Here is a 14,019-nt window from a genome sequence, read left to right as displayed (position 1 = left end):
AAAGCAGTCGTCCGATGAAGGGAGCGCATCGTTGAACAGCCTCAAGACAGTTCTTTTGGCTTCGTTGCCATTCCTGTTCGATCCCGTTGCTGGACGGACCGAAACCACGATGCCGCAGTCCGAACGCGCAGAAAGCACGGAGCGGCGGCACCTATCTGCGACGAGTACGGTCGGAGACATCCTGCGCCATCCGGCATTCTCGGGATACGCCGATCGCGTCCTGCCGTGGGACGATCGTTCCTATGACGAGACGATGATATTGAGCGAAATCGGTGGGCTTCTTCCGTATCACAGTGCAGTCGACACCGGGACGGTGCTTGGCGGATTGAACCGGATGATCGAGGATGTCGCAGCGGGCCAACAGGTGTTTTACGATATCTATACCGAGGCCGATAAACGTGCAGACCCGAGCAAAGAGGACACGGGTCTATTCTACTTCCGCGGTCGGCCTGGCGCGCCCTTCGCGATCGTCTCCCCGGGCGGTGGCTTCGCCTATGTCGGCTCCGTCCACGAGGGGTTCCCTTTTGCGGTCGAGATCAACCGACAGGGCTATAACGTCTTCGTCCTGAAATACCGTGTCGGCCAGGGCGGCAGGGTCGCAACGCAGGACCTTGCGGCGGCCATTTCCTATGTTTTCAGGAACAGCAGGACCCTTGATGTCGCGACCGAGGGCTATTCCGTCTGGGGCAGCTCGGCCGGCGCACGGATGGCGGCGTTCATCGGATCGCGCGGGGTCGCCGCATTCGGAGGGGATGCCCTACCCAAACCAGCGGCGGTTATCATGGCCTATACCGCACATTCGGACCATTCCGACAGCGAACCGCCAACCTTTGCGGTCGTGGGATCACAAGACGGGATCGCTCCGCCCGCTTCCATGACAAGCCGGATCGCCGAACTGAAGCGGCTCGGTACCACCGTCGAATACAGAGAATTTCCGTCAGTCGGCCATGGTTTCGGGACGGGAGCAGGCACCAGCGCCGAAGGCTGGATCACCGAGGCCACGCGCTTCTGGGAACGGTCGCTCTGACCGCTGGACACTCCGATACACTCACCACCAACGAAAGGAAAACGGATATGACCATGAAACATGGACCTGAGCTAAATCGGCGCGGCTTGTTGCTCGCTGCTGGAGGTTTGGCTGCTGCGGCAACCGTCGATGTAGCAAGCGCACAGACAGCCACGCAGCCTGCAGCGCCCGCAGAGGCTTCCACATCTGCGATCGGAAGGCGTAAGCTTGGCACGCTGGAGGTCTCCAGTGTCGGCCTCGGCGTCCAGAACATGAGCCGTACTTACCAGCAGACGATCCCAACGCGCGCCGAGATGCACAACATCATCCGCGCCGCCTTCGACAACGGCCTGACCTTCTACGATGCTGCGGAAGCCTACGGCCCGCATGAGGTCGAACGCATCCTTGGTGAGGGCGTCGAGCCGTTCCGCGACCAGATCGTCATCGCCACCAAGTTCGGCTGGAACATCGATCTTGAGACTGGTGAGCGCAAGCCTGGCCTCAATAGCCGCCCTGAGCATATCAAACTGGTGGTCGAGGGCATGCTCAAGCGTCTGCGCACCGACCGTATCGATCTGCTCTATCAGCACCGCGTCGATCCGCAGGTTCCGATCGAAGATGTTGCGGGCGCGGTCAAGGACCTGATGGACGAGGGTAAGGTCCTTCATTGGGGCCTGTCCGAAATGGGCTTGCAAACGCTTCGCCGTGCGCATGCCGTGCTGCCGATCACAGCCGTCCAAAGCGAATATTCGATGCTGTGGCGTGGCCCGGAAACTGGAGCAATTCCGGTCTGCGAGGAGCTTGGCATTGGCTTCGTTCCCTGGAGCCCGCTCGGCGTTGGCTTGCTGAACGGGGCGATCGATGCGCGTACGCGGTTCGCCGAGGGCGACATCCGCGGCATTGAGGGTCGCTTTGCACCGGAGAACCTACCAAACAATCTGGCGCTGGTGGAACTGCTGAAGGTCTGGGCCGAACGCAAGCAGGCTCGTCTTGGTCAGATCGCCCTGGCATGGCTGCTTGCCCAGAAGCCATTCATCGTCCCGATCCCCGGAACCACCCAAATGGCACACATGATCGAGAACATCGGCGCGCCCACGATCAGCTTCTCATCTCCCGAAATCGCCGAATTGAACGCGGCAGTCGCCGCCATCGAGATCAAGGGAGAAAGACTTCCCGCCGCCGTCCAGGCGTTCTCGGATGTCGAGTCCCCTAAGAAATCCTGACCCCTGACAGGACGGCTGGCCGACCCCGGCATGGAAGGGCGCTCGATTTCACCTCTGGCTAGCGCCCTTCGTGTTTCTGACGTCATTGTTCACGGCGACTATGCACTCCACCGCGCGCCGCCCATCAAGTGTGCGTTGGCGGAGCTGGTCAAATTGCCTTCTAAGCCGCGATGCTGCGGCGTGACGCACATCTCGTCGCAATGGCCGCTTAGGGTCGAGCATCCGTCCCATCGATGTCCACTCTCTCCGTTCGCCATCCCAACATCGGACAGTCTCCTTCCGGCCCCTGCTTGTACCCTAGAGCTTCGCGTTCCTCCTTTGGCCAATTGTGGCCATAGGAGAACTGACATGGGTATCTCACAATATGATCCTGCCGCACTGGGTCGACCGGCCTGGAACGCAGGCAAGCAAGTTGGCGTCAAGAAGCCCCTGAAGCAGCGCCAGATCTGGGCAGTCCGCTTCTTCCTCGACCGTGAGGGAAGGATGAGAGATCGGGCGCTTTTCGATCTCGCCATCGACAGCAAGCTCCGTGGCTGCGATCTGGTAAAACTGAAAATCGGGACTCTCGTCACGGGCCACGAAATTCGAACCCGCGCGATGGTGGTTCAGCAAAAGACCGGACGACCCGTGCAGTTCGAAATTACGACCGAGGTAAGAGCTAGTCTGCTTGCCTGGCTTCAACGACGGGGAGGAACAGTCGATGACTATGCCTTTCCCAGTCGAGTCAACCACGCTGATCATCTCAGCACTCGGCAATACGCCCGGCTGGTCGATGAGTGGGTGACGGCGATCGGGCTTCGTCGGGAGGATTACGGTACGCATTCCCTGCGGCGAACGAAGGCTGCGATGATCTACAAGGCCACCGGCAACCTTCGAGCGATCCAGATCCTGCTTGGCCATACAAAGATTGAGAATACAGTCAGATATCTGGGCGTCGACATTGAGGACGCACTAGAACTGGCCGAGCGGACTGAAATCTGAGAGGGGGGTGGCCCTGCAGGTTGTGGGGCTACCCCCTTTCCCCGGAGATTCTTCACAAGGATTCAATCTGCTTTGCGCCTTCATCCCAGTCATGCGGCGACCTGATTGACGGGCCCGAAAGCGGACATAAACGGGATGGCAAGTTCGAATTGCCGATGCCCGATTAGGACGGTCCGTCACTCAAGCGATCGCTTTGAAGTTTCTTCCGCTGCTATTTTGACATGTGTTTAGGAGTGCGACTAAATCATTTAAGGGCAGCCAGTCTCGCCTGGAGTCCCATAGCAGTTGGCACCTCGGCCACCACTAACCTGGCCACGATGTCGATGACAGCGTCACGCACCGACTGCAGCCTCAGCAGATCGTCGCCGTTTTGGGCGAGGACGCAATCCACCAGCTCGGCGACCGTGTTGGCAGTGCCCGTTCGATAGAAACGATCGGACGTGTTCATAGCGTCGCGGACCCAGCAAACGCCTTCAAGGCGCATATGCCGTCCCGCTTCGGTCGTAAGAAAGTGGCAGAATGTCCCGAGATCGTCTTCATCACGGGCCAAGTCGCTTTCAGCCCAACGCCGATAATAATCGACGAGCTCGGGAAGGCGCGCGCGGATCTCATTCGCTTGGCTAAGCGCTGCGTGGGAATTGAGCCCCATGAGCTTTACGATCATCTGACGACCGCGATACCACCGGCGCCCTGATGACCAGTTCGCAGCGAAGGCTGTATCGAGCATGGCTTTCCAGATCGCCATGAAGCGATCGGCATCCTGCGGTTTGAAAGGAAGCAGGAACCAGCCAGCCGCGAAATGCTCAGTCGCATGATATCCATTCGGCCCGACCGCTAGGATCGCCTGCCACAGAGGCTTTGCATCTTCTGAGGCTCGGCTCATCACGAACCTGGGCGCTACACGTAGGATCGCATATCCGAGACCACTGGGCAGATCATATTCGTCGCCATCGTCATCATCGTCGGCGTCACTACTGCGTTCACCCTCCATGCGCCACGCCTCAAAGGCCCACAGATTTTCGAGTAGCAGATGATTCTCCGGATCAAGCGTGAGCGAGCCGTCATCCTCAGGGTCGAGCAGCCACGCATATCCGATCTCGAGAATATGGCTGCTTAATCCGGCAAACCGTCGCGACTTGCCAGCGAGGCGGGCAGGTCGATGAGGATTTAGGCGTGCGCGTCGCCGCTCCAGCAAGCGTTCTGCACGCCGAGCGATATTTGCGGGATCGACGTCACCAATCATGGCATCAGTCCCAAAAATTGGCTGCAATCGCAACCGACCTAGCCAACGCTGCCAGATCGCTGTCCGATCATCTTCGTCGTATCGCGGCATTAGACGATCGAGTGCAGCGACAAGCAACAGTACGAAGTTCAGCCGGTACCAGGCCGGTCCCAACTCCTTCCGATGTCGGGAGGCTGTCCCCATCAGCGTCTTGATCGCACTGCGGTCTCGGCTCGACAGGATTTGAACGAGCGCCGCATCCCAGTCGGCGGGCTCATCTGTTCCCAGCGCTGCGCTCAACGCACCTATAGCCGCAAAGCTCAGCGCTTCGTCGCCGGAGAAACGATCCCGCTGCTCACAGTCGGCGGTCGCGATAATTTGGCTGATGAGATTGAGCGCACGTTCCTTCGCGGGCCCATGTGTTTCGAGCCACTCACCGCCACGGGCCACCAACGTCGCAGCCGCGGCGGCGATCATGGTTCGCGATTCTTCTTCAGGGACCACCGGAGCATCGATCTGCTCTGGCAAAAGGCCAGCCAGATAGTCGCAGTCGGCTTCCGCCAGCGCGTCGGTTTGTGCCAGTATCTCGCGACACTGGTACGGCAGGGTGAGCGGCTGCAGTTTTGCATCGGCCTCAACCTGATAGGCCATCAGTTCGGCTTTCAAGTCGTCTGGATAGATGACCCGCGACACCAGGTCGCCGGTCGTCTCATCTAAAACCTGTTTGCGTTTGGCCGGATCGAATTCGCTCAGTAAGATACGCTGTTCGAGCCGCTCCTTATCATTGTCGGGAGCGGGCCACGCAGCCGTGCGTGAACCCAGGTCCGCCGCGAATTCCGCGTCCTGAACCGCTAGATCTCCGATCACCGTTCGCAGATCCATCTTCCGGTGCGGTGCCAAGACCCAGTCCCGCGCCATGTTGAACATCGCGTCACCATTCCGGAACCAGGAGAATGTGTCGAAGTTGAAACCGACATTTTTGACCCGTCCGTGATCCCACCAATACAGATCCTCCAGGCCGATCAACGGCCGCAATGCCCCTCGGAAAAGATTTGGCTGATGCTTGCCTGCATTCACGAGTACGCCGACAATCGCAGTCGATCCTTCCATCTCGAGCAGCCGTTCGCACCACGGGCTGATATCCTCGCCGGCATCCATCTTGAGGACCAGCCACCGCTCAAGCGCATCGAGCGCGCTGAAGAGCTGCCCGCTGTGGTTCGAATTTTGTTGCGACCACCCGAAATGCGACCGGGTGCCGGGAAATATGCGAACAACCGACGCCGATATTGGAACTGTAAGTACTGGCATCTCGGCATCCTCAGGCGCCTCTGAAAACCAGCGGGCCACGACGAAGTCGAGGAGCTGCTTGAGCGCTGCCAACGCTGCCTCAGGCTGCGCGGTCAGATATGGAAAAAACGGACTCTTCCAAAAGGCGGTTGGGTAGCTGGCACTATCATACTCCAGCCCATACGCCTCATCGATACGGAGCGACTGGCCATATTCCGTATGCGGCTGATCCTCGATCAAGCAAGCGAGCAGCACTTCTGTTGCGACCGCCGTGTCGGTCTTCATTAGCGGCACCAGGCCATTGGCGTGAAGCACTGCATTGCGAAAGGTATCAATCAATCGCGCACCGGGACCAAGCGGCCAAGGCGGCAATTCCCGCCGGCCTGATATGAAGGTCGACGGTGATGCACGCCGTCGCGGCGGGTTTGCCTTCTCCCGAGCCAAACGCTCGGCGCGATCCGCGGCGCGCATGCTGTCGACCCGCGCCTGCGCTGCCTCCACCATTGGACGACGGTGGGCCATTTCGAGCGCGAAGGCAGCGACATCATCCGGCAAGTCAGGCGCGCCAAGCAGTGCGGTGAGGTATATGAGTTTGCTGTCATCGCCGCCTCCATGAAAGTGGCGTGCCGTGCTGCTGATCTGCTCGGTACGCGCCGTCTCCAGCGCGACAGTGGCCATGACGTCCCGGAGCGGCATTGACTGATCGCCCAGCATCGTGGGTAAAGATCCAAGCCAAGTCTTGCAGACGCGCGCCACAATCGGCGCGCCGAGCGCTCCGACACGCTGGGCATGAGCGCGCAAGAAGCGGCCCATCGGTCCCCAGCGCTCAAGGAGCGGGAAGCGCATGTCGGCTTCAAGATAGATCCGCAGGCCGCTTTCCACCGCGATGTGGCTGGGCATGCTAGGGACAGTCGCGACGTGCAGGAACCGGTGCATAAGTCGCTTCAACAATGCCCCATCATTAGCAAATAGCAGCTCGAGCCGGTCTTCAAGGTGGCGATCGAGGCGGGCATCAAGGCACAATGCATCGAGAAGAATATCGCTCGCCTCGACATGGCCTCCTGCAGTTACTTGTTCGAACGCGCGGTCCCATCCGTCACGAGCCTGGTCAGGCTGGGACAGCATAAACTGACCCAGCAAGCGCAACGCCGGAATCCAGAGAGGCTGAGGTGCCAGCACAGCCCATTTCCACACATCGTGGGTAATTTCCTTCAAGCGTTGGTAGCGTGCCCAGTCCGAGGCAAGGTCATGACCAAATTCCACGCGATTGCGCGCATTGATATGAAGGGGCAGTTCATTGGACCGCTGATCGAAGGCGGCAAGATCACCCGCCTCAAGCTCGCTGATCGCGAAGCTTCGTTCGAACGCTGCGTCGCGTATCGCCAGTTGGATCAGGAGCCGCTGGAGCTGCCTTGTGGCGACACCGCTCGTCCAGCGCGCCCACAGCCGATCGGCGATTTCGGCGGTCGAGGTCGGAGCGTCGGTGGCGTCCTCGCGAAACGAGGATTCGGCGGTGACCACCCAGCCAAGCGTCTTAAGATTGGCAAAGAGCGGCAGGATGGCCGGATCATTGGCAATCCAGGCGAGTTGCGGAGCGCTGCGCAGCCCAGCCCGGATCGCGGCGGCTGATAGGACCGGCACAACCTGAACGGACGCGTCCGCAAGAGAAGCAGCTTTGCGAAGCTGATCTTCAAATCCCGACTGCGTAATAAGGACGAAACGCCAAGCACTATTCGCGGCGAGAAGCGATAGCAAGGCTGCAAGCTTGCCGAGGCTGGCTCCTTCGAGACGTTCGAGAGAATCGAGGACGAGGATCTTGTCGTCGCCGGGGCTTCTGTCGAGGACAGTGCCAAGCTCCTGGTCCAGTCCGATCGCCGAACGACCCGCCGCGCTCAGGGCGGCCCGCAGAATATCTGGTCCAAGCCAAATCTGGGTCGCATCGGCGAACTCCTGATCGAGAAGACGGGCCACCAAAGCCGATTTGCCGACGCCGGATTCGCCTATGACAATGCAGGCTCTTGATGTGCCCAGCCGTTGCAAAAGTTCCGCAGCCTCGCGCCGTCGATCAACGACATGCCCGTTGGGAAGCGCGACTTCGATGGTGTCGCGCTGATCGCTCGACAGATTTTGGAGCGAGCGCCAGGACGCCGATATGCTGGGGTGAGCTTTCAAACCGAAACGGTTGGAAAGGTCGCCCAGCAATCGTGGTAGCCGAACAAAGCCGCTTCCCAGGCGGGCGCTCTCGGCCGTCTGGACCAGCGCATCCCACAACGCGTCCGCCTCCGTCTGAGTGTCAGAAACCAGAGCCGTCCGGCATCGCTGTTTGGCCTGCTCCACGTTGGATGAGGGGTTCAACTGGAAATCAACTGGGTAGAGATGAAGTCTGGCGATCAGTGCTAGCGTATCGGCCTCATTCAGTGGCGACCCATTCTCTTCTCCCGGTCCATGCACCGAATCGAAGATTTTGCGGTGCTTCTGGCTGGCATTGATCCGCCCCATGGCCAGCGCCGGGTTCGGATCGTCACACCATGTCTTGAGATCGAACCAGATCGTGTCGAACGCCGGATTACGTCCGCGCGTCACGAGCCCGATGTGGTCGGTCGAGCGATTTATGGGCGATTGGGCACGCCATAGCGTCCATGCCGCCTCGATGAAATCCTTGGGCCATCCCGAGGCTGTCACTTGCACGTTGCTTTTGCAGGAGAGCGCAAGATGGCAAGCTTTTCCGTCCGGACCCGATCCAACACAGACAAGATCGTCGATTGCCCAACCCAAAGCGCTGGCTTGCGACAATATTTCCTGGCCCGAAACCTCTATGCCAGGAATCGGCACATCCAGAACGAACCTGACCAGGAGGTCGGCGGCGACAAGGTCTTCAAACGCAAAACCGGGACCCGCCGTTGAGCGGGTGGTCGCGACCTTGCCTCTTTTGCTAGGCTTCGATGCTGACGCCATTGCTTAGATATAGGAGATGGCGGCCATCTCCGCACTGAAAAACTTCGGGCTTTAGGACGAAACCATACGCAGCTAGGACTTTCCCTTCATTCGCGCCTCTGCTTTCAATTAGTGCGCAAGTCCAATGGCGGCCCGTTCCCGCTGATCGAGCCTTTCCTTGACGTTGATGGCTTGGAGACGATCTCTTCTTCACCGACACGCCGCCCGACGAGACGACCGGATCTTATCCTTTTGTTTCAGGATCTACCTTCTCACGGCAGCGCCGATGCGAGGAGTTGCGGAGTTCCGGACAGCCCCGTTCAACTTGCGGAGGAGAGTTGCCGAACATAGTCATTTGCCGCTTCGACATCTGAGAATACGCGGCAGCCGTTGACCGCTTCCAAATTCACCTGCGGACGCGTTACCAGGTTGTGGAGCGGACCCTCGGTCAGGAACGCATCGCAATAGCCCAGCGCGGCAGTAGCGTGCTCGAAGTCATAGTTGTCGTTGGGCTTGAACTTGCGGTCCTTGTCCCAACGCATGGCGGCGTGGATGGACGCACCGATATGGAGGCACCGTAACATGTCTTTGGTCTGCGGCCTCTTGAACGTGTGGTAGAGCAAGTTGCGGCACATATTGACTGAGTTCGCGCGTTCTTCCGGTGTGGCTGATAACTCGTGGCCGGCCTCCTTTTCGGCAAGCCGATGGATAACATCAGCGGCTACATCGCCTGCGACCTCGATAGCTCCTCTCAATTCGGTGTCGTAGGTTTGGGCGAAGCTGCGAAGCTCATCCCTGTACTCCGCGTTCTTCTCATTAGTTTCTCGAGTCAGTTTGGCAAAGCCATCGGATGGCGGCATGTTGTCGCCCATCGTTTTCACCATATCGCTGAGCGAACGGTCCCACAGAAAATCGAAGAACGATTTCTGAACGGCCAACTCCTCTGCGGGGGAATGCTCGGCTAGCGAAGGGTACGTGTCTCCAAGGACGTAAGCGACCTTGGTCCATATCAGTTCCTGCATGGGATAAAGCTCGGCCCCCCCTTTAGCGTGCAGCAGGAATGAATGAATCTCGGTATCCATTACGATCCGCGACGGGATCATGCTGATGCCAAGGCTAAGCTCGTCGATGAGCTGCGCGGTGCCGATCCGGCGACCGGGACTGTAAGGCTGCTTCATCAATTCGAGAAACACGCTAGCGCTGATCGGACAGACCAGACCGCCGCTCGCAACACCACGGCGAAGATGGTGGAGCAGTTTGCGGGCTACCGGCTCCGTGCGAACGCCAAGCGCCGTATCTCGCGCGATGATCCAAAAGCGCATATCGAGATAAATCTTTCTTCGGCCCTTCAGTGACTGACCAAGCTCTATCTGCCGCGCCCGGCTATGCCGCTCGATACTCATGGTGCTCAGAATATCCACGAGAACGGAAAAGGCTGGGAACGTCGGCAACCTGCACACCGATAGGATTCGGTGAGGACAAGTCGTGCCGCGTTATGCGGCGTTATCTTCAATGCCGAGTGGCAATCAGGGCATTCAACGCATTTAAGGTCAGCCAAGCGCTCAATCGCATAGGCCTCGTTCTCCTCGCCCTCCACCAGATGCAGGCCGAGTATGGATCGTACGTGGAAGGCGTTCTTGCTCCCATGATCGGGAGCGGCCATGCGCTCAAACAGACAAAAGATGACATGCGAAAGGTAGAGAAGGACGTGAGGCAGCACGTCGTAGATCAGTTCGTACAAATCGTCGTCGTCATAACGTTTGAAGATGAAGTTAAAGTTTTCCGGCGTGGTTTCCAGTTCCGCGCGCTGCACAGTGACAAGATGGACCGCGTGCTGGAACAGCTTCTGGAAGCCCGTTTGATTCGCCTGCGTGAAGAGCGTCCTATCAATTAACTCAGCATTGAGGACATCAGCCACCTCAGTCATCGCAAGCGCGCTCGACAGAATTTCGGTCCTCTTGCCCTTCAATATACTCGACGTGATCCCGCGGGGGCTGTTGGTGGTGAAGGTATGGTAGAACCCGTCCTCGTCTCCCAGCAACCACGAGAGATAGAGGAGGTTGTCGGTGAGCGGCTTTCGCAGCAGGTTAAGTGCCACAACTATCTTGCGTTTTTCGAGACAGCGAAGCGCCTCGTAGATATGGTGCAGGCAGTCCGACACCATCGCCATGGTGATTTGATTCAAGACAACCGTCCGCGCTTCGGCCTCGTATCCGCCAGCGCGCATTGCTGTGATAGGGTCGTCGCTAGCCGCGTGTTGGTTGAATGCCTTCGCTTCCGCTTTGTTGCGGAACTTGAAGCTTACGACATGCGCCTCTGCCCCTTCATATTCCACCAGAAGGCGGGCGCTCTCATCGTGGAGGAAGAAGCAATACTCGTGGGCCAGCCTCAGGTCGCTTGGAATCCAACGGAGGCGGTTGCGGGGAATGAGGTGGACGCTGTTTGGCATTAGCGAATCCTAGCGATCTGCCGATTGGACGCCCAGCGAACGTTAGCAATGTTAGCAAAGGCGGTCGACCCGATAGGCGAAACGAAACGTCTGGTTTCGCCAATTTTCCGCCCCGAGCCGGTCAGCCTGCAATCTCCCAATGATGGTTGGTCGGTCCTCCGAGCTACCTGTGAAAGAACGGCAGGTTTCGATGGCACGACGCGCCCCTTCGAACGACAGCTTAGCCAGCGGCGGCAGACTGGCGCATTCGTTCGACTCATTGGCAGCTTTGCTTATTCCCGCACTTGGAACCGGATAGTCTGCTTCCGGCCCCATATCGGCCGGTCACTTCACAAAATCGACCGCGTGTGACACTTATCGCTGAAATGCGCGACTTCATTCGTTACACCGCCAGACTGCTTCACGGGGTTAGCGCCGTGCCATCGCTTGTCATTTGCCGTGCCTAAAGTTCTAGTCACGCCGGAGTAAGACAGACCCATCACAATGCGCGAACCGATGACCGGCAAGGACACCAAATCAATTCCATTCGCCGCGAGCCCTCCGACCTTCGAGCACATCGTTACCGGCATCGACGAGAGTTTTCTCTGGAGGCTCGATGACTATCCGTGGGAGCGCAATGTCTGGAATTTTCACCCCGAATTTGAAATTCATCTGATCCGCCAGGGGGCAGGGGTCGCTTTTGTCGGCGACTATATCGGCGCGTTCTCCGCGACCTATCTTACCGTCATCGGCAGCGATCTCCCGCATGACTGGGTGACGATGACCGCGCCTGGGGAGGTCATAAAAGGGCGGGATATAGTGCTCCAGTTCCATCCCGACCGCATCAGGGAAGCGATGCGGCTGCTGCCGGAATTTGTGCAGCTCGAGGGTTTTTTTGCCCGCGCCCTGCGCGGGCTGGTGTTTAGCGGTGAGACGTTGGTGAAAGGCGCGGAGCTCGTCGAACGCATGGGGATGCAGAAGGGAGTGGCACGCCTCGCGCTCTTCCTGCAATTGCTGGATCTCCTCGCCGGCTCCACCGAATATGAGATCCTGTCCTCGCCGGAGTATTCGCCCAAACTCGATGCCGAAGCGCTCGATGTCCTCCAGCGCGCGCTTGTCTTCATCTATCGCAATTTCTCGACCGACATCCGTCTTTCCGATGTCGCCGAACTTGCCGGCATGGGTGAAAGCGCCTTTTCGCGCTTCTTTAAGAAGAACACCGGCAACACCTTCACTGACCATGTCAACAAGCTGCGTATCTGGCAGGCCTGCAAGCTGCTCGCGGAAAGCGACATGCCGATCACCGACATCTGCTTCGAGGTCGGCTACCTGAACATTTCCAATTTCAATCGCACATTCCTTCGGCAGCACCGCATGACGCCATCCGCCTATCGACGGCTGGCACCGCAGCGGAGGTCCATGCGCGATGAGTCCTCAAGTCGATGAAACGTTGCTAGATTTCCGCGGTTTTTCTGCGGTGCAGCATATCATGGCGCATTAAAGTACAGAATTGCTGCATCAGGCGCGCTAGTTCCCCCAATCTTCTCCGCTAGTATCAGCATCAGCGAAAATGTTCGCTGACAGATTGGCGTTGGTCACGAGGAGGTCGTGCCACGCCGACCATCGGATCCTTAGGGGAGGTTCATCCATGACATCCGTGAAGACGCTCGTTTCGAGCATTGCCTACGCATGCCTTCTTGCCAGCTCCGTCTCATCGATTGCGCTGGCCGCGGAGTGCTCGGGCACGATCCGCGTTCTTGCCCAGCCGCGCGACGGCCTGACGCTGCTGGAAAACCAGAAGGACGAGTTCGCAAAGCTCTCCGGCGGCGCATCCTTCGAAATCGACTATCTCAACGAGAATGATCGGCGCGCCAAGACCAAGGCGGATGCCTCCACTATCGGCAAATATAATGTGTATTATGTCGACGAGGCGAATGTGGCGCTCTTTGCGTCCTCCGGCTGGATCGCGCCGCTGCTCGACTATTATCCCGCAGAATACGACTATGCCGACTTCGATCCCGGCCGCCAGAAGGTCGCGACCTATGACGGCAAGGTCTGGTTCGCGCCGGTCACGGGTGGCGGCGACCTGATGGTTTATCGCAAGGACCTGCTGGAGGCGGCAGGCATCAAGCCGCCGACGACGCTCGACGAACTGAAGGCCGCCGTCCAGAAGCTGCACCAGCCGGACAAGGGTGTCTATGGCATCGCGCTGCGCGGCCAGCGTGGCTCAGGCGCCAATGTCTGGCGCTGGATGCCCTACTTCAAGGGTTTTGGCGGCGAGTGGTTCGAGGGCGATACGCCGAAATTCAACAGCGAGGCGGCCGTCAAGGCGACGGAAACCTATCTCGACCTCTTCAAATATTCCGCTCCCGGCACGCAGACCGGCAGCTGGGATGAATCGACGGGCGCATTCCTCTCCGGACAGGTCGCCATCCTCATCGAATCGACGCCGCTCGCCGGTCTTGCGATCGATCCCAAGACATCACAGGTCGTCGGCAAGGTCGGCTATCTGCCGCCTCCGACGCCGTTGACGGGCGGCGGCTACGGTCACGGTCTTGCCATCGGCGCCAAGGCGAACCCCGATGACGCGTCGAAGGCTTGCGCTGGCCTCTTCATCGCCTGGGCGACCTCGAAGGAGAACGAGCAGCGGCGTCTGGAAGCTAACCAGTTCGGCGAACTCAACCGCACGAGCATCATGGCGAGCGAGGCCTTTGCGAAGCTCTACGGTCCGGATCTCGGGCAGGCCTTGGCCGAAACCGGCAAAGTCACCGCGGTCAATTTCTGGCAGAGCGCCCTCTGGCCGGATCTCGGCGACCGCTGGGGCATCATCCTGGAAGAGCTGATCACCGGTTCGCGCACCGATATCAAGGATGGACTCGCCGAACTCGAAGGCTTCGCCAAGGACCTCGTCGCCCGCAGCCAGTGAGCCTTTGAGCCG

At 59.0% G+C, this 14,019-nt stretch carries 8 protein-coding genes; 5 read left to right on the top strand and 3 right to left on the bottom strand.

The annotated features are described in order from the left end of the window. The first annotated feature begins 31 nt into the window (after positions 1-31). The 3 genes from ACOZK4_RS05740 to ACOZK4_RS05730 all read left to right on the top strand — a co-directional run bounded on the left by ACOZK4_RS05740 (position 32) and on the right by ACOZK4_RS05730 (position 3,210). Positions 32-1,027 (top strand): alpha/beta hydrolase, encoded by a 996-nt coding sequence (locus ACOZK4_RS05740; RefSeq protein ID WP_421590951.1) that lies wholly within the window; start codon positions 32-34, stop codon positions 1,025-1,027. A gap of 47 nt (positions 1,028-1,074) precedes the next feature. Beyond that, a complete protein-coding gene (locus ACOZK4_RS05735; RefSeq protein ID WP_421590949.1) occupies positions 1,075-2,229 on the top strand; it encodes an aldo/keto reductase in 1,155 nt (384 codons plus the stop codon). A 348-nt stretch (positions 2,230-2,577) separates the two neighbouring features. Continuing rightward, positions 2,578-3,210 (top strand): tyrosine-type recombinase/integrase, encoded by a 633-nt coding sequence (locus ACOZK4_RS05730; RefSeq protein ID WP_421590948.1) that lies wholly within the window; start codon positions 2,578-2,580, stop codon positions 3,208-3,210. A gap of 244 nt (positions 3,211-3,454) precedes the next feature. On the opposite strand, the gene ACOZK4_RS05725 is transcribed toward ACOZK4_RS05730, so the two are convergent. The 3 genes from ACOZK4_RS05725 to ACOZK4_RS05715 all read right to left on the bottom strand — a co-directional run bounded on the left by ACOZK4_RS05725 (position 3,455) and on the right by ACOZK4_RS05715 (position 11,102). Continuing rightward, the gene (locus ACOZK4_RS05725) at positions 3,455-8,674 is read right to left on the bottom strand and encodes a hypothetical protein (RefSeq protein WP_421590947.1); all 5,220 of its coding nucleotides are present in this window, start codon (positions 8,672-8,674) and stop codon (positions 3,455-3,457) included. Positions 8,675-8,973: 299 nt separating this feature from the next. Further along, entirely contained in the window at positions 8,974-10,056 is a 1,083-nt protein-coding gene (locus ACOZK4_RS05720) for a hypothetical protein (RefSeq protein ID WP_421590946.1), read from the bottom strand. A 5-nt stretch (positions 10,057-10,061) separates the two neighbouring features. After that, positions 10,062-11,102, bottom strand: coding sequence for a hypothetical protein (locus ACOZK4_RS05715; protein ID WP_421590944.1), 1,041 nt, complete (start codon positions 11,100-11,102; stop codon positions 10,062-10,064). Between the two features lie 495 nt (positions 11,103-11,597). Here ACOZK4_RS05715 and ACOZK4_RS05710 point away from each other — a divergent pair, with 495 nt between their 5' ends. Together ACOZK4_RS05710 and ACOZK4_RS05705 are read left to right on the top strand one after the other, a co-directional pair. Next, positions 11,598-12,527: an AraC family transcriptional regulator gene (locus tag ACOZK4_RS05710; RefSeq protein ID WP_421590942.1), complete on the top strand. Its 930-nt coding sequence runs from the start codon at positions 11,598-11,600 to the stop codon at positions 12,525-12,527. A gap of 202 nt (positions 12,528-12,729) precedes the next feature. Next, entirely contained in the window at positions 12,730-14,007 is a 1,278-nt protein-coding gene (locus ACOZK4_RS05705; RefSeq protein ID WP_421590941.1) for an ABC transporter substrate-binding protein, read from the top strand. Positions 14,008-14,019: the final 12 nt, after the last annotated feature.

The organism is Shinella sp. M27 (assembly GCF_049199905.1).
Taxonomy (GTDB): domain Bacteria; phylum Pseudomonadota; class Alphaproteobacteria; order Rhizobiales; family Rhizobiaceae; genus Shinella.
The sequence above is the reverse complement of the archived record's forward strand: the minus strand, read 5'-3'. Positions and strand labels throughout refer to the sequence as shown.